Source organism: Lampropedia puyangensis (genome assembly GCF_004833285.1).
Classification (GTDB): Bacteria; Pseudomonadota; Gammaproteobacteria; order Burkholderiales; family Burkholderiaceae_C; genus Lampropedia; species Lampropedia puyangensis.
The window spans coordinates 1-25,498 of the sequence record NZ_STFG01000033.1 but is presented as its reverse complement, the minus strand read 5'-3'; the positions used below and the strand labels follow the sequence as shown (position 1 = coordinate 25,498).

The following is a 25,498-nucleotide window of genomic DNA, read 5'->3' as shown; positions in this document are numbered from 1 at the left end:
TGGGCGCTGGCGTGGTTGCTAAGATCATTGCTTAATAGCTGTGAAAAGGAATTGACACAGTGAGCAAGCAAAAAATCCGCATCCGCCTCAAGGCATTTGATTACAAATTGATCGACCAATCTGCAGCTGAAATCGTTGATACGGCTAAGCGTACAGGCGCGATCGTCAAGGGTCCAGTGCCTCTGCCAACACGCCTGAAGCGTTTTGACATTCTGCGTTCGCCCCACGTCAACAAGGCCAGCCGCGATCAGTTGGAAATCCGCACGCATCAGCGTCTGATGGACATCGTTGATCCGACTGACAAAACTGTTGACGCTTTGATGAAGCTGGACTTGCCAGCTGGCGTGGACGTTGAGATCAAATTGCAGTAATCGCTTAGGCGCTGATTGCAATTTCTAAAAAGGCTTGTACCGAAAGGTGCAAGCCTTTTTTTATTAGCTGTCAATCGCTGGGTAAAAGGCAGTTACTGTGCAATCAGATGTTTTGCTTGGCACTTTGACGGCAGTCTGGAATGCGCGAGACGAAAAAAATCATAGCAGGAGGATTTGCTTTTGCAAGATCCGATATGCCGCTACGATGCATCAGGCAAGCATAGGCGATGTCGTGGTAAAGCCTGCAGTCGGTTACGGTAAGGCAGATTCAGCGGCACATATCTTGCTCCAGCATTGCCATTCAATAACCGGGCTTCGACTATGACTATCCACGTTGCGCTCAATCACGTTACTCAATATTGTTATGACCGTCCGGTCAAGTTGGGGGCGCAAATTGTGCGCTTACGTCCAGCTCCGCATTGCCGCACGCGTATTTTGTCGTTTAGCCAGCGTATTGAGCCTGCAGAGCATTTTTGCAACTGGCAGCAGGATCCTTTTTCCAATTACATGGCGCGATTGGTTTTCCCTGAGCCGACCCGGAAATTCAAGGTCACTATTGATTTGGTGGCTGAGATGGCGGTTTACAACCCGTTTGATTTCTTTTTAGAGCCCAGTGCTGAGACTTATCCGTTTGTCTATGCGCCGGAGTCACTGAAGGATTTGGCGCCCTATCGCACACCAGGCCCACTCACGGTGAGGCTGGATGACTACCTGCAGCGTGTGGATAGAACTCCTCGCCGTACGATTGACTTTTTGGTGGATATCAATCGGATGCTGTATGACGATATTGATTACACCATCCGCATGGAGCCTGGCGTGCAAACGCCAGATGAAACGTTGGCACTTCGTTCCGGTTCGTGCCGGGATTCTGGTTGGCTGTTGGTGAATTTACTGCGGCACATGGGATTGGCTGCACGTTTTGTGTCTGGTTACCTGATTCAGCTCACCCCGGATGTGAAGTCTCTGGATGGCCCTAGTGGGACTGAAGAAGATTTCACAGATTTGCATGCATGGTGTGAGGTGTATTTGCCTGGTGCTGGCTGGATTGGTTTGGATCCCACTTCTGGCTTGCTTGCTGGCGAGGGGCATATCCCATTGGCCTGCACGCCACAACCTTCATCAGCTGCCCCTATTGAAGGGCTGATGAGTAAAGCGGAGGTCGAGTTTTCGCACCATATGGAGGTTACTCGCATCCATGAATCGCCTCGAGTGACCAAGCCTTACACAGAGGCGCAATGGCAATCTGTATTGGCGTTGGGAGAACAGGTTGAAGATGATTTAGTGAACGGTGATGTGCGATTGACCCAAGGCGGTGAGCCCACTTTTGTGGCGGATTCAGGCCGAGATGCACCAGAATGGAACACGGCAGCGCTAGGCCCCACAAAGCGTGGCTATGCAAATGCACTGGTGCAAAAACTGCGGGCCCATTATGGGGACGGCGGTTTTTTGCATTTTGGCCAAGGCAAGTGGTACCCGGGCGAGCAACTGCCGCGTTGGGCCTTGTCGATTTTTTGGCGCGCCGATGGCCAACAGGTGTGGCGCAATCCTGCACTTTTTGCCAATGAACGTGAGCCATCGAACTATGACAGTAGTGATGCGCAGCGGTTTATTCAAGGCTTGGCCCAGACCTTGGGTTTGAGTGATGAGTTCATTCGTCCGGGGTTTGAAGATACATGGTATTTTTTGTGGCGAGAGCGGCGTTTGCCAGTCAATGTGGATCCTTTTGATTCGCGTATTGACGATGAAATGGAGCGCAATCGTTTGCGCAGGTGGATGGACCAAGGTTTGGCACACACGGTTGGTTATGCTTTGCCACTCACGCCAGCTTCAGCTGTTGGTAGGCTGGCCGGGCCACGCTGGCAAACCGGGCCATGGTTTTTGCGCGATGAACGCATGTACCTGGTGCCAGGCGATTCGGCTATGGGCTACCGCTTGCCCTTGGATTCGCTGCCTTGGGTGTCTGAAGGCGACTACCCATATTTCATTGACCGTGATCCTTATGCACCGCAGTCAACTTTGCCGATGGGGCAAGTATTTGCGCAGCGCTACAGTGCTGCTGCGCAAGAGGCCGCGCCGATTCGCGTGCAGCCTATGCATGCGGAGTCTAGGATGGAGCAGGTTACAGACCCGCTTGCGGTAAGGGCGAGTAAGGAGCAAGGGGCGGCCTCTACGCCTTATGAGCCTGCAACGCCAACGTTGATGCCCAAGCGTTTTGAGTCTGCACATTGGTTGATGCGTACCGCAATGGTGGTTGAGGCACGTGAAGGCCTTTTGTATGTTTTCATGCCACCTTTAGCGAGATTGGAAGATTATTTGGATTTGTTGGCCGCGATTGAGGCCACCGCTGAGTGTTTACAAGTCCAAATCGTTTTGGAGGGGTACCCCCCACCGCGTGATGCGCGGCTGAAAGTGCTTCAGGTTACGCCAGATCCCGGTGTTATTGAGGTGAATATCCACCCGGCAAGTAACTGGTCAGAGCTGGTTGAGCATACGGAGTTTCTCTACCAGGCCGCGTTTGAAACCCATTTGTGCGCGGAAAAATTCGCATTAGATGGTCGCCATACCGGCACAGGAGGGGGCAATCACTTTGTGTTGGGAGGAAAAACACCAGCGGATTCCCCATTTTTGCGGCGCCCCGAGTTGCTGACCAGTTTACTGGCTTTTTGGAATAACCATCCTAGCCTGTCGTACCTATTTAGTGGTTTGTTCATTGGGCCGACCAGCCAAGCACCACGTCTTGATGAGGCTCGCAATGACCAGATCCTTGAGCTGGAGATTGCCATTGCACAGATAGAAAAAAACCGCCGCATTCATGGGCAAGAGATGCCGCCATGGCTGGTAGATCGGACGCTGCGCAACATCTTGATTGATGTCACGGGCAATACGCATCGCAGCGAATTTTCCATTGACAAGCTGTACTCCCCAGATGGCCCAACAGGGCGTTTGGGCTTGCTGGAGTTGCGTGCGTTTGAAATGCCACCCCATGCGCGCATGAGTATCGTGCAGCAGCTTTTGTTGCGGGCCTTGATTGCCCGTTTCTGGAAGCAGGCATACCGCGCCCCTTTGCAGCGCTGGGATACCGCATTGCATGACCGCTTTATGCTGCCAACTTTCATCAAAATGGATTTTGATGATGTTTTGGCAGAGTTGGCGTTACCTGAAAATGGCGGATATGGTTTTGATCCGCAGTGGTTTGCCCCTCATTTTGAATTCCGTTTCCCACAGTTTGGCGAGTTGGCTGTTGCGGGAATGCATATGACCATCCGAGGCGCGCTTGAGCCTTGGCATGTAATGGGGGAGGACGGCGCTATTGGTGGCACTGTGCGGTACGTTGACTCTTCGCTTGAGCGGCTGGAAGTGAAGATAACAGGCATGGCTGGTAGCCGCTATGTGGTGACTGTAAATGGTCACTCGCTGCCGCTGCAGCCTACGGGGACGGTGGGGGAGTTTGTTGCTGGTGTGCGTTACAAGGCTTGGAATCCGCCTTCAGCATTGCATCCGAGTATTGGTGTGCATGCGCCATTGACGTTTGATGTGGTCGATACATGGATGAATCGCAGTGTTGGCGGTGGCCAATACCATGTCCAGCATCCGGGGGGGGCAAATCCCTCTACGTTTCCGATCAATGCTTATGAAGCGGAGTCGCGCCGTCTGTCACGTTTCTTCCGTATGGGGCATACACCTGGGCATGTGGTGGCCTTTCCTGCTCGGGTAAGTCGCGAGATGCCCTTCACGCTGGACTTGCGTAGGGTGTGAACTTTTGTGCACGGTAAATAGGGGCGGCTTGTATTGCATGGACATGGCTTTGCTGTGACACCACGCTGTGCATAGCTTGCATTGGCGTGCTGCTCTGGCTTGAATTGGCTGTAGCCGAGTCTCGTTTTCGCCTTGAGTGCGAGGGGGTGCATTTTCCCCAATTAAGCAAGTCGCCAGCCATCGCAGTACACTACGCGCCCACCATGCCTATGTCTCTTTTTGACCATGAATTTGCTGCGGAGGATCTGGCTGATAGTCTGATTCCACCTTTGGCTATGCACCCACCGTTGGGGCATTTTGACAACCTGCGCGATGCGCATAATCCAGAACGGTTGGCGCCACACTGGAATACTTTCTTCGCGAAAACGATTGATGGTCTGCAAACTCAGGCAGGGATTGCAGACACGGCCCATATGTTGACAGGACGCCTTGATGACCTGCAACAGACGCTGGCACGTAATGTGGAAGACAACGGTGTCACTTACAACCTCTACTCTGACGCAGTAAGCCATGCCCGGCCTTGGTCGGTTGATTTGTTTCCGATGATTTTGTCGCAGCAGGACTGGCAAAACATTCGTGCAGGCATCGCACAGAGGGCTGAGCTGCTCAACCGGATTCTGCAGGATGTATACGGGAAGCAGCGCTTGGTGCAGGATGGTTTGTTGCCCAGTGCATTGGTGCATGGGCATCCTGGCTATTTCAGGGCTACGCACGGTATTGAGCCTGCTGCAGGGACCTATTTGCATGTGGCCGCGTTTGATCTGGCGCAAGGCCCCGATGGCCAGTGGTGGGTCGTGAGTCAGCGCACACAGGCGCCCTCTGGCTTGGGGTATGCGTTGGAAAATCGCATGATTGTTTCACGCCTGTTTCAAGATGCCTTCAAAGCATTGCATGTGGAGCGCCTGGCGGAAGCCTATGCCTCATGGCTTAGAAGTTTGCAGGCGCACAGTGAGCAGGGAGAGAATGCGCGTACCGTTTTATTGACACCAGGCCCTTACAGTGAAACCTATTTCGAGCATATTTATTTAGCGCGCTATCTGGGCATCTCCTTGGTTGAGGGAGGAGACTTGGTGGTGCGCGATGAGCGTGTATGGCTCAAAACCATCAAGGGGCTTGAGCGGGTGGACGTAGTGATTCGGCGTTTGGACGACGATTACCTCGATCCTCTGGAGTTGCGTGCCGATTCTGCGTTGGGTATTCCTGGCATGCTGCAGGCATGGCGCGCTGGCAACGTGGTGATGGCCAATGCGCCAGGCTGTGGTTTTCTGGAGTCTGCCTCAGTCATGGGGTTTTTGCCGGCGATCAGTGAGCGTTTGCTGGGTGAACCTTTGCGAATGCCTTCTATTGCCAGTTGGTGGTTTGGCGAACGTTCTGCCATGCGACACCTGTTGCCGCAGCTGTCTGAATATGTGATTAAGCCGACCTTTAGTGATCAAGCAAGGCGTTTTGTGCCTGCCATGGGCAAGCGCTTTAAGCAGGCGGAGTTGTGTCAATGGCAGGAGCGCATTGAGAAGCGTCCTGACGACTACTCTGCTCAGGCCTGGGTGCCGCTGTCGCATATGCCTACCTGGCGCGGCAGTGCTCAAGCGCAAAGCGGTACTGCAAGCAGTAGGGCGCCTATTGGTAGCCAAGCCATGATGATTCGCGTGTTTGCACTCTCTGATGGGCCCGGCCGCTGGCGGGTACTGCCCGGCGGTTTGACCCGCATTGCCCCAGAGGGGAAAGAAGTTGTTTCGATGTATCGGGGTGGTAGTTCTGCCGATTTGTGGGTGATGGCCGATCGCGCGGTGCAGGAGCGCAGTGTGCAAATGGGGCATCACCGCACAGAGCATGTGATCACCAGTCGCGCTGCAGAAAGTTTGTTTTGGTTTGGGCGCTATTCAGAGCGTTTGGACAATAGTGTGCGGTTCGCGCGGATTGTTTTAGAGGCACTCAACAACGCTGAGTTGGATATGAGTGGAGCCACCCTGGATTGGTTGCACCATCTGGCCTATGAGAACGGGCTGGTTAGCAAGGCTGCACCAACCCCTAGAGTGGCACGGCTGTTGTTTGAGCGCGCTTTAGTGGCTTCTTTGGCTGACCGCAAGGCTGAGCATGGTGCATGGAGTGTGGCCACGGTGCTTGATGGTTTGCAATACTCTGCGTTTTCGGTGCGTGAACGTTTGGCCACGGAGCAATGGACCTTGGTCAACCATGCGCAACAGGAATTTTTTGCAAGTATGCACGGTTCGCAAATCAAAACGCGTCAGGCATTGCGAGCGTTGGAGCATTTGGCTTCGCAGGCGATGGCGATGACAGGGGCGCAGTTGGATCGTATGACACGCGATGACGGTTGGCGCATGCTTTCGCTAGGGCGGCAAGTGGAGCGTATGAGTACGCTGGGTGGAGCGCTGGCATCGGCCTTGGAGTTGCGGGTGGTCGAAGATGATGCGGGTTTTGGTTTGCTGCTGGACCTATTCGATAGCACCATCACCTACCGCTCGCGTTACCAGCAACGGCGCGACCTGTATGCATTGGTTGAGTTGTTGGTGCTGGAGGCAGAAAACCCTCGCTCATTGGTATGGATGTCGGATACCTTAGCTGGGAGATTGAAACGCTTGCCGAGCAGTCCATGGCAGGCACTTGAGGCAGAAGGTGTGCTGCAGGACTTGCCGCATCTCTGGTCTCCGCAGAAGTTACTTCGTTTGGCACAAAGCAACCAATGTGCCGCACTGGGCCGGCAGATTGCAACGGCAGCTACTGCAGCGCAAAACCTCTCGGACCGCCTGACGCAGCAGTATTTCGTGCATGCACATGCAGATAGCCATGCGGTGGGCAATTGAGGGAGTTGGGTTGTATGAAACTTTCGGTGACACATGAGACGCGCTATACCTATGGATCCGCTGTGATTCAGGCTCACCATGTGGCGTACTTGAAGCCTGTTGACAATGTGATGCAGCGATTGCACGCATTTGATCTGCAGATATCGCCTGCACCATCGATTCAAACATGGAGTGTCGATCGGTATGGCCAGCAGCGTTGTTATTTCGAGTTGACGGATGCCCATGAAGAATTGGTCGTTGTGGCCCATAGTGTGCTGACCACTCAGGCTATGCCCGAGGCGCTGCGCGGTAAGTTTCCTGCTGTGCGCTTGCCAGAAGGGTTGCCATGGCAAGAGGCTGCGCTTGCGATGCAGTATGAGGCGGGGCAGGCGTTTGATGATGCTCGCGAATATACGCAGCCATCGGCTTTGGCGCCTGTGCAAGATGTTTTTCGTGATTACGCTTTGCAGTCTTGTGTGCCAGCCCAAGCGCAAACCGCCCATCAATTGGCAGCGCAGCTATGTCGCCGGATTTATGAGGAGTTCGATTACCAGCCGCAGGCAACCGATGTGAGTACGCCGCCTTTGCATGCGCTCAGGATGAAAGCAGGTGTGTGCCAGGATTTTGCCCAGGTCATGATCGCCTCCTTGCGATCGCTGGGGTTGGCGGCTAAGTATGTCAGCGGCTATTTACTTACAGAGCCGCCACCAGGTCAGCCAAGACTCATCGGCGCGGATGCGTCGCATGCATGGGTGAGTGTGTACTGCCCGCAAGATGGGTGGATGGAGTTTGATCCAACCAATAATTGTTTGGCAGGAGAGACCCATGTCAGGCTGGCTTATGGGCGTGACTATGGCGACGTTGCCCCTTTGCGTGGCGTTATTCGCGGTGGCGGCACGCACGAGTTGGATGTGGCGGTAACTGTCATGCCGCAAGAGTAAGGCATCTGCTAGAGAAACTGGGTTCTCGCATGTAGGCCATTTTGAAATGATTGGCTTGCGGCTTGCGGCTTGCGGCTTGCAGTTTGAGTTGAGCGCGGAGCATCGCGGTAGAGCCAGCTTTTTTTGTGGTTTTTATGGAACCAGTCTTCAGCCGCGACTGCAATTGCAAAGAATCTAGCCTGTTTGTTTGCAGGGGTACTTGTGCTTCGCCTGTGAAATGTGTGATAATCACTGGCTTCGTTCGTGCCTTTTTGGCATGGGCGGAGAAATTCTATCAACCTTCTCTCATGCTGGTGTCTGACTGAAATGGACGGGCGTGCGGTAACGCGGCTGCCAATTGCAGTGGCTGCGGTGAGAGTTTTGGAGTAATAACATGAGTCTGAGTAACTCCCTGGGGTTGCTGGGCCGCAAAGTGGGCATGATGCGCCTCTTTACTGATGATGGGGAATCTATTCCTGTCACAGTGGTGGATGTGTCCAACAACCGCGTGACCCAAGTCAAAACCCAAGAGAACGATGGTTACACTGCATTGCAGGTGACTTTCGGTGCCCGCAAGGCTTCCCGTGTGACTAAGCCAGTGGCTGGTCATTTGGCGAAAGCTGGCGTGGAAGCTGGTGAAATCGTTCGTGAATTCCGTGTGACGGAAGAAACTGCTGGTCAATACGCTGCTGGTGCAACAGTGCCTGTGGCTAATTTGTTCGCCGCAGGTCAGAAAGTGGACGTGCAAGGCACTTCCATTGGTAAAGGCTACGCCGGTACCATCAAGCGTCACAACTTCAGCTCCCAGCGTGCCTCTCACGGTAACAGCCGCTCGCACAATGTGCCCGGTTCTATCGGTATGGCGCAAGATCCAGGTCGTATTTTTCCTGGAAAGCGCATGACTGGTCATATGGGTGATGAGACTGTAACAACCCAAAATCTGGATGTCGTTCGCGTGGACGAGGCCCGTCAACTGTTGTTGATCAAAGGTGCTGTTCCAGGTTCTAAGGGTGGTTTTGTGACTGTGCGTCCTGCTGTGAAGGGAGCGAAATAATGCAAGTCGAGCTCCTGAACGATCAAGGTCAAGCCGCTACATTTGAAGCGCCTGAAGCTTTGTTTGGTCGTGACTACAACGAATCGCTGATCCATCAGTTGGTTGTGGCTTATCAAGCCAACGCCCGCCAAGGCACTCGTGCCCAGAAGGATCGTGAGCAAGTTAAGCACTCCACTAAAAAGCCATTCCGTCAAAAAGGTACTGGTAACGCCCGTGCTGGTATGACATCTTCGCCAATTTGGCGTGGGGGTGGTAAAGCTTTCCCTAACCTGCCTGAAGAAAACTTCTCGCAAAAGATCAACAAGAAGCAATACCGTGTTGGTATGGCTTCGATCTTCTCGAAGCTGGTGGCTGATGGTCGCTTGGCTGTGCTGGAAGATATCAAGCTGGATAGCCCAAAAACCAAAGGTTTTGCTTCCAAGCTGAAGAATCTCAAGGTGGAATCTGCGCTAGTAATCGCCGATACGATCGACGAAAACCTGTATTTGGCTTCGCGCAATCTGCCCAATGTTTATGTCATCGAGCCACGTTATGTGGATCCGCTGTCTCTGGTTCACTTCAAAAAGGTGCTGGTGACTAAGGGTGCCGTTGACCAGCTCAAGGAGATGTTCGCATGAGCCGCATCAACCCGACTCCCAAAGAGCGTCAATTCAGCGAAGGTCGTCTGTACCAAGTGCTGGTAGCTCCAATCGTTTCGGAGAAGGCCACATTTGCGGCCGAGCAATCCAACGCGGTGACCTTTAAGGTGCTGCGCGATGCATCCAAAGCAGAGATCAAAGCGGCTGTTGAGCTGCTGTTCAAGGTCGAAGTGGCAGGCGTCTCCGTTGTTAACGTCAAAGGCAAGGCCAAACGTTTCGGTAAAACCATTGGCCGTCGCGACCATGTTCGCAAGGCTTATGTGCGCCTGAAAGAAGGTCAAGAGCTGAACCTGTCTGGGGAGGCTGCGTAAACCATGACTATCATTAAACTCAAGCCACAAACTCCTGGTCAGCGTGGTGCGGTCAAAATTTCCCGCGCTCACCTGCACAAAGGTGCTGGTTACGCCCCTCTGCTGGAGCCTCAGTTCCAGAAGGCCGGTCGTAACAACAATGGCCACATCACAACACGCCACAAAGGCGGTGGTCATAAGCACCACTACCGCGTGGTGGACTTCCGTCGTAACGACAAGGATGGTATCGCTGCGAAAATCGAACGCATCGAATACGATCCAAACCGTTCGGCTCACTTGGCTCTGGTGGTGTACGCTGACGGTGAACGTCGTTACATCATTGCCCCTCGTGGTCTGGAAGTTGGCGCGACAGTAGTGTCAGGTTCGGAAGCTCCGATCAAGGCCGGTAACACACTGCCAATCCGCAACATCCCAGTGGGTTCAACCATCCACGCGATCGAATTGCAGCCAGGTGCTGGTGCGCAAATCGCCCGCTCCGCTGGTACCTCTGCGACCTTGCTGGCACGTGAAGGCGTGTACGCTCAGGTTCGTCTGCGCTCTGGTGAAGTGCGCAAAGTGCACATCGAATGCCGTGCCACCATTGGTGAAGTGGCTAACGAAGAGCACAGCCTGCGTCGTCTGGGTAAAGCCGGTGTGAAGCGTCACATGGGTATTCGTCCTACCGTTCGCGGTGTGGTGATGAACCCGGTTGATCACCCGCACGGTGGTGGTGAAGGTAAGACTGGCGAAGGCCGTCATCCTGTCGATCCATGGGGTAACCTGACCAAGGGTTACAGAACCCGTAATAACAAGCGTACACAAACTTTCATTGTGTCGCGTCGTAAGAAATAAGGGTAGGGCGCCATGACACGTTCACTCAAAAAAGGTCCTTTCGTGGATCACCACCTGCTGGCCAAGGTTGAAAAAGCCGTTGCTGGTAAGGACAAGCGCCCAGTGAAAACTTGGTCGCGTCGCTCCATGGTGTTGCCTGATTTCATCGGTCTGACGATCGCTGTTCATAATGGCAAACAGCATGTGCCTGTTTATGTTACCGATCAAATGGTTGGCCACAAGTTGGGTGAGTTCGCATTGACTCGCACCTTCAAAGGTCACCCTGCTGACAAAAAAGCTAAGCGTTAAGGAGTAACCCATGTCTGAAACACGTGCTGTACTCCGTGGCGTTCGTCTGTCCGCAGACAAAGGCCGCTTGGTAGCTGACCTGATCCGTGGCAAAAAAGTAGACCAAGCCTTGAACATCTTGGCATTCACGCCGAAAAAAGCGGCTGGAATCATCAAGAAAGTTCTCGAGTCTGCTATTGCTAACGCTGAACACAACGACGGCGCTGATATCGACGAATTGCGTGTTAAAACCATTTACGTCGAGCAAGGTACCACTCTCAAGCGCTTCACTGCACGCGCTAAGGGCCGTGGTAACCGTATCAGCAAGCCTACCGCCCACATTTATGTGGTCGTAGGCAACTAATCCAGAGGACAACTATGGGACAGAAAATCAACCCAACCGGTTTCCGCCTGGCGGTGAGCCGTGACTGGTCCAGCCGTTGGTACGCCAACAACCGTGACTTCGCTGGCATGCTGGCTGAAGACATTGAGGTGCGTGATTACCTCAAGAAGAAACTGAAAAACGCGCAGGTTTCCCGCGTGTTGATCGAGCGTCCAGCTAAAAATGCTCGCATCACTATTTACTCGGCTCGTCCTGGTGTGGTGATCGGCAAAAAAGGCGAAGACATCGAGAACCTGAAAAAAGAACTCACCAAGCGCTTGGGCGTGCCAGTGGCAGTGAACATCGAAGAAGTGCGCAAGCCTGAAATCGATGCTCAACTGATCGCTGACAGCATTACCCAGCAGTTGGAAAAACGCATCATGTTCCGCCGCGCCATGAAACGTGCGATGCAGAACGCTATGCGTCTGGGTGCTCAAGGTATCAAGATCATGTCTGCTGGCCGTTTGAACGGTATCGAAATTGCCCGTACTGAGTGGTACCGCGAAGGCCGCGTGCCTCTGCACACTCTGCGTGCTGATATCGACTACGCAACATCCGAAGCATCCACAACTTACGGCATCATCGGTGTCAAGGTTTGGGTTTACAAGGGTGACACACTGGGTCGCAACGATTTGCCAGCAGCTCCAGAGCCGCGCGAAGAAGAGCGTCGTCCACGTGGCCGTCGTCCAGCAGGTGGTCGTGATGACCGCCGTGGTGACCGTCGTGGTCGCGGCTCCAATGCAGCTCCTGCTGATGGAAGCGACAAACCCGCAGAAGCCACTTCTGCATCTACCGCCGTTAAGCGCGCAGACAGCGCGCCCGCGACAGCTGCGGACGGACAAGGAGAATAACCATGCTGCAACCTGCTCGTCGCAAATTCCGCAAAGAGCAAAAAGGTCGCAACACCGGTATCGCAACCCGTGGCAACACGGTTGCGTTCGGTGAGTACGGCCTGAAGTCTACTGATCGCGGACGTCTGACAGCTCGTCAAATCGAGTCTGCCCGTCGTGCTATTACCCGTCACGTTAAGCGTGGTGGCCGTATCTGGATCCGAGTGTTCCCAGACAAGCCAATTTCCACAAAACCAGCTGAAGTGCGTATGGGTAACGGTAAAGGTAACCCAGACTACTACGTCGCTGAAATCCAGCCAGGTAAAGTGATTTATGAAATCACTGGTGTGCCTGAAGAGCTGGCTCGTGAGGCTTTCCGTTTGGCTGCAGCCAAGCTGCCTTTGCGTACCACATTCGTTGCTCGCCAACTGGGCGCTTAATTCAGGAGATACCAAATGGCTAAAAAATCGACTGAAAAGCAATCCAAAGCAGAAGTTCTGCGTGGCAAAGACGTTGCTGGTCTGAAGGAAGAAGTGAAGTCTTTGCAAAAAGCCCACTTCGGTCTGCGTATGCAAGTGGCTACTCAGCAATTGAATAACACCAATGTGCTGCGTACTACTCGTCGCGACATCGCTCGCGCCAAGACCATCCTGAACCAGAAGCAAGCTGAAGAAGCTGCTAAATCCAATTAAGGGGCCGAAATGACGGAAGAAAAGAAATCCCTCAAGCGCACCTTGGTTGGCAAGGTGGTCAGCGACAAACGTGCCAAGACTGTGACTGTTCTTGTTGAACGTCGCGTTAAGCATCCTATCTATGGCAAGATCGTAATGCGTTCTAGCAAATACCACGCTCATGATGAGAATGGTGAGTACAAGCTGGGCGATACCATTGAGATCACAGAGAGCCGTCCGCTCTCTAAAACCAAGAACTGGGTTGCTACTCGCTTGGTGCAAAAAGCAACTTTGGTGTAATTCACTCTAGTTCGCTAAAAAAGCCCTGCTTTGCAGGGCTTTTTTACGCCTGTCGATTGTTGTTTTGATGTTCTTCTAGAGCGTATTAGGTGGCAGGTGCGCGTTAGTAACAACGTCATTACGCATTTTGAGGCAAGGACGTGGCCATTGCGCTGTTGCGAAATGTGGTCGAGCGTTCAAGAGCATCTTGATTCAAGTGCAGAGCCTCCTTCAAATAGAGGCCAAACACAATGTTCAATACGCTAGGCTGGTGGATTGTGGTGATGCGCCGTTGTAGATAGGGGTGCATGCTCTGGATTGGTAAATCAACGCACGTAGATATGCGATAAGGAATAGCAATGGACGAGTTGGCAGCGCATGCCTGGATTTGGATTCCCGTTGTGGTGCTGGCCGCAGCAGCGCAGACGGTACGCAATACGGCACAGCGTTCTCTCAGTGGTGGCTTGGGCACATGGCCTGCGACGCTTGTGCGTTTTCTGTATGGGTTACCGTTTGCGGCGACCTGTCTAGTGTTGTTGTATTGCGTGCCAGAACAAGCCCCTATCGTTCCGCATTTCAGTCTTGCTTATGGTGGCTGGATCGCATTTGGCGCATTGTTCCAAGTTGCCGCGACGGCTGCATTATTGCTGGCGATGCAGGCGGGCAATTTTGCGGTCTCCATCACGTTTTCTAAAACCGAAGTGCTGCAACTGATGCTGTTTGGCAGCGTGTTCTTGGGTGAATTGCCTGTAATGCACCAAATCGTAGCGGCTGTACTAGCTACGCTAGGGGTGGTATTGCTGGCTTGGCCCAATGCAGGGTCCAAAGGACAGGCCGCAAAAGATGCGCTGATGCGTGCGTCGTTGTTTGGTTTGCTGTGCGGCGCTTGCTTTGCGCTGGCTACTTTGGGATTTCGCGGTGCTGCGGTGAATTTGCAAGGTGTCAGTCCTTGGGTGTCTGCAGCTTGGGGGGTTGTATTTGCACAGGCGTTGCAAACGGTGGTCATGTCTACGTGGCTGGCTTGGCGCGACCGTGAAGGTTTATTGGCTTGTTTGCGCAGTTGGCGTGTTTCCCTGTTGGCAGGGTGTATGGGGGCGATGGCATCCCTGTTGTGGTTTTCTGCCTATGCGATGCAAACAGCAGCAGCCGTACGTGCTCTAGGGATGGTGGAAGTGCTGTTTGGCTATCTGGTTTCGCGCAAAATTTTGCATGAAAAGCTGCGTGTGCCTGAAAAATGGGGCATCGCCTTAGTGGTGCTCGCTGTGGTGTTGATTGGTCTGCCGCTATAGTGCAGGGCGGCGCCAACCAGTATTCAAGAAAGTGATGACGCACGATGGACGGTAATCGAGGTGACAACAAGGATGCAGTATCTTCGACGATTGCTCCGCAACGGATGGCCGCAACGGTATGGCCGGTCGGGGCGCTGTGTTTAGCTATTGGCGATGCACTGCAAGCGCGCTTCCATTCTGTGACCGTTGAGGGCGAAATCAGTGGCTTGACCCGTGCAGCCAGTGGCCATTGGTATTTTTCGCTCAAAGATGAGCGTGGGCAATTGCGTTGCGCGATGTTCCGTCGTGCCGCTTCCATGGTCAGCGCTCCCATCCAGGAGGGCGATCGGGTGGTTGCGCAAGCCCGTGTGACGGTGTATGAACCGCGTGGTGATTTGCAGTTGGTTGTTGAGGCTCTGCGACCAGCAGGTTTAGGCAATCTTTATGAACAGTTTTTGCGGCTCAAAGCGCAACTGCAGCAAGAAGGGCTGTTTGAGCAAGCCCGTAAACGTCAGCCTGTTGGTATTCCACGTGCGATCGCTGTGGTGACGTCCTTGAATGCGGCCGCCTGGCATGACATCATGACCGCATTGCGCCGGCGTGCACCGCATGTGCCAGTGTTGCTCGTTCCTGCGCTGGTGCAAGGCAGCGAGGCGCCTGCCTCTTTGCGCCAGGCATTACAGAAGCTGTATGAGGCCATAGCCCAAGGCTCGCTCAAGCAAAGTGATGGCAGTGCCTGGAATATCGACACGATTATCGTGGCCCGTGGTGGCGGTTCCATTGAAGACTTGTGGGCTTTCAATGACCCGCAATTGGCCCGACTGATCGTGCAAAGCCCTGTGCCCTTGATTGCAGGGATTGGCCATGAAACCGACTTCACGATTGCTGATTGGTGCGCGGACGTGCGCGCTCCCACACCCACTGCTGCGGCTGAGCTGGCCGCTTTGCCAGCAGAGCAACTCTTGCAGGGCTTGAATCACCACCACGACCGGTTAAGCCAGACGGTAGACCGCCAAATGCTGGCACACGAGCGCCGCATTCAGGCCGTTGGCCAGATGTTTGCACGGCCATCTGCTTGGTTGGCGCGGCATGCAGCACGATTAGAACGAACAAGCCATGCGCTACAACGAGCTTCCAGTTCGCAGTGGCAGCGCCAATCATTTCGACTGGAGCAATGTGCTTTGGCATGGCCGCGCGCAGTGCAATCGTCTTTGCACCAGCAGGCACAGAGATTGGAGCAAGCGGGCCTGCGCTTGCGTATGCTTGACCCGCAGCAAGTTCTTGAACGGGGTTATGCGATTGCCACCAATGCGCAAGGCTCGGTGGTGCGTGACGTTCAAGAGGTGGAGGAAGGCCAAATATTGAAGGTACGGCTCGCCCGTGGTGCCATGACTGTGCAGGTGAAATGACAGCATAGTGTGGCTTTGAGGCTCGCAGCCAAGCAGGTTTGGCGCTAATGAACAAGGAGACAAAACAATGGATATGGTATGGGTTGTGGCCATTGGTGCAATTGCTGCTGGCTTGGTACAAGGGATTTCAGGCTTCGGCTTTGGCATGGTCGCCATGTCTATTTGGGCCTGGGTGATTGATCCGCAATTGGCTGCAGTGTTGGCTGTTTTTGGGGCGTTGTTAGGTCAGATCATCGCTGCAGTCACTGTGCGCCGGGGCTTTGACATCCGTGTACTTTTACCGTTTGTGCTGGGTGGTTTGGTAGGAGTGCCGTTAGGCACATGGTTGCTGCCTCAATTAGATGTGCATTGGTTCAAGGCCCTATTAGGTGGTTTTTTGGTGTTGTTTTGTCCAATCATGTTGTATTCCAGTCGTTTGCCGCGTTTGAGTAAACGTCCACGATGGGTAGATGCGCTGACCGGGTTGATCGGCGGGGTGATGGGAGGTTTGGGAGGAATGACTGGAACTGTGCCTACCCTTTGGTGCACTTGGGCTGGTATGCCCAAGGAGTTGCAACGTGCGGTGATTCAGAATTTCAACCTCACCATGCTGATGGTGACCATGCTCACTTATGCGGCCACAGGCCTGGTCTCGCGCGATGTGTGGCCGCTGTTTGCGGTAGTCGCGCCTGCCATGCTCATTCCGAGTTTACTTGGCGCTAGACTTTACAAAGGTTTGAGCGAGCAGCGATTCAAACAACTGGTGCTGGGCTTGCTCACGGTTTCAGGCATCACCTTACTGGTGGCAGCGGTGCCCAAATTGCTGGCCTGAAGCATTACGAGTGAGCTGTCATGCGAAGCCATTACCAAAGCCAACCGCGCTTAGGTAGATTGTTTTTGCATTGTGCATATTGCTGCGCATAAACCTGGGCGCGATTGGCGACTTTGGTGGCTACTGGGGGCAACCACGTTTTAGTCCGATAGCTTTGGTTGCGGTACCCTGTCCAGCCTTCGTGGTAGTTCAGGTACTGGCCATAAGCATCCCATAGCGAAATGCCATTGATTTGGCGACTTTTGCTCATGTACCAGCCAATGAAGTCCATCGAGTCGGCAAAGTCATTGCGTTTGACGAAGCTCTTGCCGGTTTCTTTTTTGTATTGATTCCAGGTGTCATTAAGCGCCTGCGAATAACCGTAGGCACTGCTCACTCGCCCCCAAGGAATGATGCCCAAAACATAGGCCTTAGGGGGTTGTGCATCAGCCCTGAAAGACGACTCTTGGTACATGATCGCCATAGGTACATGCACCGGCGCTCCCCAATGCGCCTGCGTGGCCAGTGCTGCGCTGTGCCATTGGGGATATTGCTCAAAAATAGAACACACATTTTCGGGGTGCCGCGGTGGTGGCGTACTGCAGCCACTGATGAGCAGAGCCATCGTTATGGCGCAGCTGGGGATAGTGGCTGCGCGAATGGCTCTGCGATAGTTCCAAAAACTGTGCTGCCTCCGCAGCTTGTGCGTGGGCGAAATGGGCATGCGCAGCGCTAAAGAAGTCGCACCAAGACGTGGGGCAGAAAACATAGAGCAGAAAGAAATTGGAGGTATGGCGGTGGCTCCAGTTTATCCCAGGCATTCAAGCTAGTCCTGATGCGACGCAGGGAGGAGCGTACAAGCGGCAGACCAAGTGGGCAACATTAAAGTCAATTGGTCATTTCTCTGTCATGAAGTTGTCAAACGGTATTTCTACACTTCGCCCGCAAAGCGTTGGCATGTGTGGGCAACGCTACTTTTTGGAGAACCCATGACTCATAAATTGTTGTACCCAGCACTGGCTGGCGTAGTGGCTTTGATGGCCGCTTGTGGTGGCAGTAGCGATGATGCGCCACCTCCCGTGAATCCGCCGGCGCCTGCGCCACAAAAGAACGTAGTGTTCTTCTTGGGCGACGGCATGGGCATTACCACACTGACGGCAGCACGCATTTACTCGGTGGGTGAAGAGGGCGCTTTGACGATCGACAGCTTCCCGGATACCGCTTTTGTTCATACCTATTCCCGTGATGGTCAGGTAACTGACAGCGCCCCCTCCATGGCCGCGTACATGACGGGTGTGAAGATGAACAACGAAGTCATCTCCATGTCTGCTGAAACCAGTGCAGTGGATGCGCAAGGTAAAGCCTACGTGAATAAAGAAGACTCCACGTGCCCAGTCGCTGGCAATGGGACGCCCGTCGATACGATTTTGGAGTTGATGAAGGACAAAGGCTACGGCACCGGTGTGGTGTCGACCACACGTGTGACGCATGCCACACCTGCAACCACCTACTCGCATGTGTGCCACCGCGATGCATACAACACCATTGCAGCTGCTTTGGTGCCGGGCGGTGCTGGTTACAACGCACGTCTGGGTGATGGTATTGATGTGGTGCTTGGCGGTGGCATTCGTAACTTTTTGCCTAGTGACAAAGGCGGACGTCGCAATGACGGACGGGATTTGACCGCAGAGCTGGTCAAGGCCAATTACACCTTTGCTGCAACGCGTGCACAGTTCGATAGCCTGCCTACTGATGGCAGCAAGATTGCCGCGTTGCTCACCTCTGGTGACATGAGTTATGACCTGGACCGTGATCCAGCTAAAGAGCCTAGCTTGGCGGAGATGACAGGCAAAGCCATTGATGCGCTGGCGGCCAAGAAAAAAGGCTTTTTCCTGATGGTCGAAGGTGGCCGTATTGACCATGCATTGCATGCCACCAATGCCCGGCGAGCCTTACAAGACACTGTGGCTTTTGATAATGCCATCAAAACCGCGTTGGATAAATTGGAAGCCATTGACCCCGGTTTGAAAAACACGTTGGTGGTCGTGACTGCTGACCACGACCATACGCTGCAAATGAACGGCTATGCCGCGCGTACCGGTAAAACAGAGCCAGGCAAACCAGGTGTTCTTGGCCTGGTCAATAACTACACAGATGGCAAAGCCGCCACCGATGTGGATGGCAATAACTACACGATTTTGGGCTTTGGCAACGGCCTTAAACGCCTTGATCAGCGCGGCACCATCACTGCAGAAATGCTTGAAGACCCAGATTACCTGCAAGAAGCCGTGGTGCAAGTATCAGGTTCCGAAACGCACGGTGGGGGCGATGTTTTTCTGGGCGCTAAAGGTCTGGGTTCTGAAAACTTCCGTGGCACTTTGACCAATAACGACGTGTTTGGCCTGATCAAAAAAGCCATTGCATTGAACTGAGCGCTGCTGACTGCATAAAAGGATATTGATCATGACTAAACCATTTCACAAAACCACCATCGCATTGGCGCTCGGTGCAAGTTTGCTGGCAGGTACAGGCGTAGCCAGTGCACAAACCGCCAAGAACGTGATTTTCTTTCTGGGTGACGGCATGGGCCCCGTAACGGTGACTGCCGCACGTATTTACAAAGGCGAAAAGGAAATTGCTGCAGGCGCCAAGCTGGAGACTTCCGAGCGCGCAGCGTTGGCCATGCAAGAGCTGGGCTATGCAGGTCGCATCAAGACATTCTCGCGCGATGGCCAGACCACGGACAGTGCACCTTCCATGGCGGCTTATATGACGGGCGTGAAGATGAACAACGAAGTCATCTCCATGAGCGCGGAAACCGAAGCCTATGCACCAGACGGCTCTCAATACATCAAAGGCGAAGACTCCACTTGCCCAGAAGGCAATGGTCAAGCAGCAGAAACACTGCTGGAGTTGGCCGTGAGCCAAGGCCGCGCAACTGGCGTAGTCTCGACTACCCGTTTGGGGCACGCTACACCTGCAACCACCTACTCGCATGTGTGCAACCGCAATGCCTACAACACGATTGCAGAGCAAGCGGTGCCTGGCTACCCCGAGTTCAACACCCGCTTGGGTAATGGCATTGATGTGATGTTGGGGGGCGGATGGCGTAATTATTTGCCTAAGTCTGAATACGCCAGCAGCCGCCGCACGGATGAGCGCAACCTGATTGCCGACATGCAAAAAAGTGGCTACACCTATGTCAATTCCGGCACAGCTTTGAACGCTTTGGACGCGGGCAACACCAATAAACTGTTGGGCATTTTCTCCAACAGCGAATTGGCCTATGAGCTCGATCGCGTCAAGCTGAATCTGGACCAGCCAAGTCTGTCGCAGATGACGGGCAAAGCTTTGGACGTGCTCAGCCGCAATGACAAAGGCTTTTTCCTGATGGTCGAAGGCGGACGCATCGACCACGCGCTGCACGGTACCAACGCCAAACGCGCTCTGGAAGATACGCTGGCATTGGATGAGGCTGTGCAAACAGCGCTGCGTGTGATGGAGCAAAAAGATCCCGGCTTGGCCAACACTTTGATTGTTGTTACCGCCGACCACGACCACGCCATTGCTTTCAATGGCTACACCAAAATTGGCAACCCCATTTTGGGCTTGGTGCATGACTACAGTACAGGCGAAGTCGTTAAAGCCGCAGACGGCAAGCCCTACACCACATTGGTGTTTGGCAATGGTGGGCGCGCCGGCGCCAATGATGTGGGTGAGGATGGCGAAGCCGTCATTTCCCCGCCACGTAGTGCTGAACGCCAAGACTTGACCAATGTCGACACGACAGCAGACAACTTCTTGCAGGAAGTGGGTATTCCGTTGGGTGCGCCCGGTGCCGAAACGCACGGCGGTGGTGATGTGATGCTGTATGCAGGCGGTGCCGGTGCGCAGCATTTCCGTGGCACTTATGACAACACCAAGGTGTTTGAAAAAGTGCGTGCAGCATCGGGGCTGTAAGCCACTGAACTTGAAAGCCAACAAGTTGCTTTAATGGATAGAGGGGGCCGTTTGACGGCTCACCTCTTTTTTGCGTTGATCTGCGGTGTTTTAGAACGTCTATCCGTGAATTCACCGTTGCGAGTTGAATATGAAGACGATTGAGAAAAAGAAATGGGCCATTCGCGCCACCGTCAAACGTATGACCATGGCTGCGTGTGTGGTTGGCAGTGTGTGGTCGCACATGGCCGTTCAAGCCCAAGCCGTTGAGACTTCTGCGCCTGAGGCGTTGGCCAAAACAAGTACTGAAGCGCCGCCAGTGCATTTGCTGTTGAGCTACCACACCATGAATATTGGCAGTGATGGGGTGCAGCGAGAGGCCAGCTACACCAAGCGCATGCACCGCGTGGGCCAACGCATTTGGATTGAAAAAGACACGCCACAGGCGTTGCGCGACAGCTTGGCCCATGGCCATGGTGGCAATCAAAATACAGGGCCACACGCGGGCCATGCGCATACATTGGCGCAAGAAGCGCCTTTGATGGTGCAAAAAGACGCCGATGGCGATGTCCAAGTTCAGGTGGTCATCAATTCCCTGGAACAACTCATCAGCGTGGAGCGCGCCCACCAGGGCAATGTCGGCTACAACGGTTCGTGGGAAGCCACGTACTGGGTCATTCCACCTTCGTCTTTGCACGCGTTGCAGCGCGTGGGCCAGCCGCGTGATGGCATTCAGCTCTACCGCAAGTTTGCCGACGAAAGCATGACGGAAGTGGCATGGGATATTGAAAAGCAATACCCTCGCCGCGTGCTCAAGCGTGGCCCCCATGACACCACGTACTACCAACTCACCGCAGAAGAGGTGGATGCACCAGAAACCATGCCATGGACATTGCTGAGCCATTACAAGACAGGCGATTACTCGGATTTGCTCGATTAATGGGGGCTGCATAGCGCAAAGCCTTTCCGGTCCAGGCCTAGCCTGGCCTTGTTTGTCAGCATGCCGGTGAAAATCCATTGTTTCCTTTGGCGCTGATGCGATCGATCTCGTTGCACAATGGCTTGGTTATTCAACCAAAACGAGCGGCATTGCGCGCATGTCTTCATGTGTCGCTCTAGACCATGAGGGAGTACCAGCCATGCATGTCAGCGATTCAAAAGAGATGCGCTTTGCGGCCAACCATGGCGGCTCCATGCCTTGGACCACAGCGTTGAGGAAGCTTAGTTGGGTTGCGCTTGTATGTGCTGTGCAAGCAACTGCGCCGGCTTATGCGCAGGCGCCGGCGCAACCATCAGTGGCGTCAACCGCTGCGTCCCCAGCTCCCGATGCGATGTCTCCCAATGGCGGTGCCTATTACGGCCCTTTGCGCAATGGCTTGATGCACGGACAAGGCCGCTTGCTATGGCGCAACGGCGATGTGTATGAGGGCGGCTTTGTTGATGGACTTTGGAGTGGTCATGGCGTATTGCGCATGGCCAATGGAACGTACTACGAAGGGCAGTTTGTCGATGGCGATTTTTCTGGACAAGGCCAGTTGCAATATGCAGATGGCGATGTTTACAAAGGGGCATTTTCCCAAGGAGAAGCACACGGACAAGGCCGGTTGACGCGTGCTGGCGGAAGCATTGTGATCGGCACCTTTGAAAAGGGCGAGCCCGCAGGAGATGTAACCGTCATTGCACCAGATGGTCAGCGCTATGAAGGGCATATGCGCCACTGGGATTTGACGGGGCCTGGACGCATGGTGGATGCCGATGGCACTGTTGTAGAAGGGGTGTTCAGCGGCTTCACCATCGAGGGAAAAGGGCATGTGACCTATGCAGACGGACGCCAATACCGAGGCGACCTTGTCTACAGCACCCCCCATGGCCATGGCGTGATGCTCTTTTCTAATGGAGATGAATATAAAGGGATGTTTGAGCACGGGCTCATGCATGGTGCAGGGGTGATGCGATGGGCTGTGGCTCAGGCAGATGGGCGGCGCGTTACACGCGGTCAATGGCAAGAGGGCGAGCTGCTTGATGCGCAGGGGCGAGTGCATGGTCAAGAGACCGATGCGGCCCCAGATACCCCTGCCCAGTGGCAAGCCAATGTGGATACGGTGCTCTACAACCAAAATACATTGCTGGCCAAAGCATATGCCGCATTGCAGCCACCCACACCAGGTCAAACCAATTTGTATGCGCTGCTGGTCGCTGGCGATGGTGGGCAAGAAGTCTTCCGGCGAGAGGTGCAATATGTCGCGCAATTGCTTGCTGAACGTTTTGGTGCCCAAGGGCGCATTCTTAGCTTGATCAACAGCCGTACTGGGGTGAGTACCACCCCTCTTGCCACACAAGAAAGCCTCTCGCGCAGCCTGCATGCACTGGCGCGGGTGATGGATCCCGAGCGCGATGTACTCTTGCTGTTTTTAACCAGCCATGGCTCTGCAGACCACCAACTGAGCTTGCAGATGAAGGGGATTCAACTGCGTAACCTGCCAGCAAAGACATTGGGGGCGATGCTCAAGGACAGCGGTATTCGCAACAAAATTGTGGTGGTTTCCGCCTGCTATTCCGGCGGTTTTATCCCTGAGCTGGCTGATTCCCGCACGTTGGTGGTCACGGCCGCAAGGGCTGATCGCACATCATTTGGTTGTGCCGATGAGAACGACTTCACCTATTTTGGACGTGCGTTGTTCAAAGAGTCTATGGCGCAAACACAAGCATTGACAGCCGCTTTTGCACAGGCACAAAGTCTGGTAAAGCAATGGGAGCTGGACATGGCTGATGCCGGCGATGCAGACAATACAGCCGATGGCGGTGCGGCATTGGCCAGGCGTTTGACGATGCAACTGCGCCAATCGGAACCTCAAATTTCCGGCACGCCTGCTTTCCGGGAGTGGATAGACCAGCAATGGTTGCAGTGGCAGCGCCCGCTCGCACAGAGCGAACAGTAAAACCGTGGCCGCGCCCGTTGAGGCTCGTTGCGCTGGTTTTGCGGGGGGCTTACCCCGCTGCTTTAACCGCGGCCCACAAATGGCATTTTGGTCGCCATCACCGTATGGAACAGCACGTTGGCTTCTAGCGGCAAACTGTCCATGTACAGCACCGATTGCGCAACTGTGTTCACATCCATCATGGGTTCAATTGCAATGCTGCCATTGGCTTGTGGAACCCCTGTCGACATGCGTGCTGCCAGCTCTGTATAGGCATTGCCAATGTCAATTTGGCCCACAGCAATATCGTGTGCGCGTCCATCCAGACTGGCGGTCTTGGTCAATCCCGAAACGGCGTGCTTGGTCGCTGTGTACGCCATGGAGTTGGGGCGTGGCGCATAGGCCGAAATCGATCCATTGTTAATGATCCGGCCCCCGCGAGGATTTTGGCTGCGCATGACTTTAAACGCCTGCTGCAAGCAATAAAACATGCCATTGAGATTGACGTTCACCACCTCTTGCCATTGCTCAGCCGTCCATTCCACAAAGTCGCCTGGCGGATTGCCGCGCCCTGCGTTGTTGAATAACAGGTCAACGCGCCCCCATTGGGCTACGGCGGTTTCAAACAATCGTGCAACCTCGCTGGCGTTAGCCACATCGGTGGCTATCGGCAAGATCGCACCTGCAGCAGCACTGCGTTCTGCTTCTTGCGCAACGCCTTGTAAGGCCTCCAGACGGCGCCCTGCGATAGCCACGCGGTAGCCTGCGTTGGCCAAGGTCAATGCAACCGCTTTGCCGATGCCAGAACCGCCACCTGTCACGATGGCTACTTTTTGGTGGGTCATATCTATTTCTTTCGATGAAAACGGGTGGGAGTCGTTGAAAAACTAGCAACGGTATCTTCGCAGACAGCTGGGGAGGCAGAAAACGTAGCTAACGCCTAAGCGAAGCGTCTACCCTCGCGGTTGAGTAAGCGGCTTGCGTAGCAAGTCGGCTTGAGCGAAGGGTTAGGGTACGACCAGCAAATAGCATTACAAGCGATGTGAATTGTTCAGGATGGAGCACCATTTGTCCGCCCAATAAGCCAGAAAAATGATCAAAAAACTGCCGAAAACCAAACCCAACGCAACATTAACGGATGGAACTTCGGTGTCGATGTACAGCTTGTCACCAGGCTGCGCATTGGTAAAAAAATGAAGGTACAAGAAGGACAAGCCAGTGACAAAAAATAAGCAGGATATAAGAACTACAACCCCAATAATGATGCGTGTGAGCTGGAAAAACAAGCTGCACATTTATGACCTAACGCCTGAATTAAGCCGCGCCGCGAAGCGGCGTCGGCTTGAATGAGTAAAAAGGAGTCTCCCCTAGACCACTTCTCANCTTGCGCAACTGCCTGCAGGCACCATCGTCGCCATGGAAGCATGCTCCAGTGCCCACCACTGGGCCAGACGCAGCCTTCAATACGGCCTGCAACCCAAACTCATGGCCGCCCAATTCGTCAAACCCTTTCGCAAAGCCCAAAGCAGCAAGAACGACCGCAATGACGCAGACGCCATAGCCACCGCAGCACGCCAGGGCAATATGCGCTTTGTCAGCATCAAAACCGAAGACCAACAAGCCCGCTTGTCATGGCACCGGGTGCGAGAAGGCTATAAAAGCCAAGCCCTGTGTATCAGCAATCGCCTCAGAGGACTATTGGCAGAGTTCGGCATCGCCATTGCCCAAGGCGATGGCGCACTGCGTAAAGCTTTAGGTGATAGCGACACCAGAGCCACATTGCCACCCATTTTGTTGCAAGCGATCGACCACCTCAGCGACCACTGGCACCAAGTGCGAGAGCGCTTGCACGAATGCGACCAACACATTGCAGCTCACGCTGCACAAGACCAGCGTTGCCAAAGAGCCCAGCAAATCACAGGAGTCGGCGTGCTCACAGCCGATGCACTGGTCGCCCACATAGGAGATGGCCGTGACTTCCACAACGGCAGACAACTGGCCGCATGGCTGGGCTTGGTACCCACCCAACACTCCACAGGAGGCAAAGCCAAACTCGGGCACAT

General features: G+C 54.1%; 23 protein-coding genes and 3 pseudogenes. 23 read left to right on the top strand and 3 right to left on the bottom strand.

The features are described 5' to 3' along the window. Positions 1-59: 59 nt before the first annotated feature. The 15 genes and pseudogenes from rpsJ (at position 60) to rpsQ (ending at position 13,132) form a co-directional block, all read left to right on the top strand. Positions 60-371, top strand: a complete 312-nt coding sequence (gene rpsJ, locus E9531_RS16655; RefSeq protein WP_073356242.1) for a 30S ribosomal protein S10 — start codon at positions 60-62, stop codon at positions 369-371. 321 nt (positions 372-692) lie between these two features. Further along, positions 693-1,011 (top strand): annotated as a pseudogene (locus E9531_RS18005) (transglutaminase N-terminal domain-containing protein); the annotation flags it as partial. An 83-nt stretch (positions 1,012-1,094) separates the two neighbouring features. Then, positions 1,095-4,127: pseudogene (locus E9531_RS16650) on the top strand (transglutaminase family protein); the annotation flags it as partial. Positions 4,128-4,330: 203 nt separating this feature from the next. Next, on the top strand, positions 4,331-6,949 hold the full coding sequence (locus tag E9531_RS16645) for a circularly permuted type 2 ATP-grasp protein (RefSeq protein WP_136574898.1): 2,619 nt from the start codon (positions 4,331-4,333) through the stop codon (positions 6,947-6,949). Positions 6,950-6,963: 14 nt separating this feature from the next. Then, positions 6,964-7,869: a transglutaminase family protein gene (locus E9531_RS16640; RefSeq protein WP_136574897.1), complete on the top strand. Its 906-nt coding sequence runs from the start codon at positions 6,964-6,966 to the stop codon at positions 7,867-7,869. A 373-nt stretch (positions 7,870-8,242) separates the two neighbouring features. After that, positions 8,243-8,902, top strand: coding sequence for a 50S ribosomal protein L3 (gene rplC, locus E9531_RS16635; protein WP_136574896.1), 660 nt, complete (start codon positions 8,243-8,245; stop codon positions 8,900-8,902). Beyond that, entirely contained in the window at positions 8,902-9,519 is a 618-nt protein-coding gene (gene rplD, locus E9531_RS16630) for a 50S ribosomal protein L4 (protein WP_136574895.1), read from the top strand. Before rplC ends, rplD begins: the two co-directional genes overlap by 1 nt. After that, the gene (rplW, locus tag E9531_RS16625; protein ID WP_136574894.1) at positions 9,516-9,851 is read left to right on the top strand and encodes a 50S ribosomal protein L23; all 336 of its coding nucleotides are present in this window, start codon (positions 9,516-9,518) and stop codon (positions 9,849-9,851) included. The genes rplD and rplW overlap by 4 nt, the downstream gene beginning before the upstream one ends. Before the next feature lie 3 nt (positions 9,852-9,854). Further along, a complete protein-coding gene (rplB, locus tag E9531_RS16620) occupies positions 9,855-10,682 on the top strand; it encodes a 50S ribosomal protein L2 (RefSeq protein ID WP_136574893.1) in 828 nt (275 codons plus the stop codon). 12 nt (positions 10,683-10,694) lie between these two features. Next, positions 10,695-10,970 carry a 30S ribosomal protein S19 gene (gene rpsS / locus E9531_RS16615; protein WP_136574892.1) on the top strand — a complete coding sequence of 92 codons (276 nt, stop codon included), beginning with the start codon at positions 10,695-10,697 and terminating at the stop codon, positions 10,968-10,970. A gap of 10 nt (positions 10,971-10,980) precedes the next feature. Continuing rightward, positions 10,981-11,313, top strand: a complete 333-nt coding sequence (rplV, locus tag E9531_RS16610; RefSeq protein ID WP_136574891.1) for a 50S ribosomal protein L22 — start codon at positions 10,981-10,983, stop codon at positions 11,311-11,313. Positions 11,314-11,327: 14 nt separating this feature from the next. Continuing rightward, complete coding sequence (rpsC, locus tag E9531_RS16605; RefSeq protein ID WP_136574890.1) at positions 11,328-12,182, top strand: 30S ribosomal protein S3; 855 nt, start codon at positions 11,328-11,330, stop codon at positions 12,180-12,182. Between the two features lie 2 nt (positions 12,183-12,184). Beyond that, entirely contained in the window at positions 12,185-12,601 is a 417-nt protein-coding gene (gene rplP, locus E9531_RS16600; RefSeq protein WP_136406502.1) for a 50S ribosomal protein L16, read from the top strand. Positions 12,602-12,616: 15 nt separating this feature from the next. Beyond that, a complete protein-coding gene (rpmC, locus tag E9531_RS16595; RefSeq protein ID WP_136574889.1) occupies positions 12,617-12,853 on the top strand; it encodes a 50S ribosomal protein L29 in 237 nt (78 codons plus the stop codon). Between the two features lie 9 nt (positions 12,854-12,862). Next, the gene (rpsQ, locus tag E9531_RS16590; protein ID WP_136574888.1) at positions 12,863-13,132 is read left to right on the top strand and encodes a 30S ribosomal protein S17; all 270 of its coding nucleotides are present in this window, start codon (positions 12,863-12,865) and stop codon (positions 13,130-13,132) included. A 118-nt stretch (positions 13,133-13,250) separates the two neighbouring features. On the opposite strand, the gene E9531_RS17550 is transcribed toward rpsQ, so the two are convergent. Next, positions 13,251-13,421, bottom strand: coding sequence for a hypothetical protein (locus E9531_RS17550; protein WP_158291831.1), 171 nt, complete (start codon positions 13,419-13,421; stop codon positions 13,251-13,253). Between the two features lie 49 nt (positions 13,422-13,470). Here E9531_RS17550 and E9531_RS16585 point away from each other — a divergent pair, with 49 nt between their 5' ends. The 3 genes from E9531_RS16585 to E9531_RS16575 all read left to right on the top strand — a co-directional run bounded on the left by E9531_RS16585 (position 13,471) and on the right by E9531_RS16575 (position 16,599). After that, positions 13,471-14,400 carry a DMT family transporter gene (locus tag E9531_RS16585; RefSeq protein ID WP_136574887.1) on the top strand — a complete coding sequence of 310 codons (930 nt, stop codon included), beginning with the start codon at positions 13,471-13,473 and terminating at the stop codon, positions 14,398-14,400. Positions 14,401-14,504: 104 nt separating this feature from the next. Then, entirely contained in the window at positions 14,505-15,788 is a 1,284-nt protein-coding gene (gene xseA, locus E9531_RS16580; RefSeq protein ID WP_136574900.1) for an exodeoxyribonuclease VII large subunit, read from the top strand. A 67-nt stretch (positions 15,789-15,855) separates the two neighbouring features. After that, positions 15,856-16,599: a sulfite exporter TauE/SafE family protein gene (locus E9531_RS16575; protein WP_136574886.1), complete on the top strand. Its 744-nt coding sequence runs from the start codon at positions 15,856-15,858 to the stop codon at positions 16,597-16,599. 31 nt (positions 16,600-16,630) lie between these two features. Here E9531_RS16575 and E9531_RS16570 read toward each other — a convergent pair whose 3' ends face one another. Continuing rightward, positions 16,631-17,203 carry a transglycosylase SLT domain-containing protein gene (locus E9531_RS16570; protein ID WP_136574885.1) on the bottom strand — a complete coding sequence of 191 codons (573 nt, stop codon included), beginning with the start codon at positions 17,201-17,203 and terminating at the stop codon, positions 16,631-16,633. 364 nt (positions 17,204-17,567) lie between these two features. Between E9531_RS16570 and E9531_RS16565 the strand changes: the two genes are divergently transcribed. From E9531_RS16565 to E9531_RS16550, 4 genes are all read left to right on the top strand, one after another. Further along, positions 17,568-19,010 (top strand): alkaline phosphatase, encoded by a 1,443-nt coding sequence (locus E9531_RS16565; protein WP_136574884.1) that lies wholly within the window; start codon positions 17,568-17,570, stop codon positions 19,008-19,010. A 31-nt stretch (positions 19,011-19,041) separates the two neighbouring features. After that, a complete protein-coding gene (locus E9531_RS16560) occupies positions 19,042-20,538 on the top strand; it encodes an alkaline phosphatase (RefSeq protein WP_136574883.1) in 1,497 nt (498 codons plus the stop codon). A gap of 130 nt (positions 20,539-20,668) precedes the next feature. Beyond that, entirely contained in the window at positions 20,669-21,457 is a 789-nt protein-coding gene (locus E9531_RS16555; protein ID WP_136574882.1) for a hypothetical protein, read from the top strand. A gap of 253 nt (positions 21,458-21,710) precedes the next feature. Next, a complete protein-coding gene (locus E9531_RS16550; protein WP_158291830.1) occupies positions 21,711-23,456 on the top strand; it encodes a C13 family peptidase in 1,746 nt (581 codons plus the stop codon). Positions 23,457-23,518: 62 nt separating this feature from the next. Here the strand turns inward: E9531_RS16550 and E9531_RS16545 are convergent, their stop codons facing one another. Next, entirely contained in the window at positions 23,519-24,280 is a 762-nt protein-coding gene (locus tag E9531_RS16545) for an SDR family oxidoreductase (protein WP_136574880.1), read from the bottom strand. A 529-nt stretch (positions 24,281-24,809) separates the two neighbouring features. Between E9531_RS16545 and E9531_RS16540 the strand changes: the two are divergent. Continuing rightward, a pseudogene (locus E9531_RS16540) lies at positions 24,810-25,498 on the top strand (IS110 family RNA-guided transposase); the annotation flags it as partial.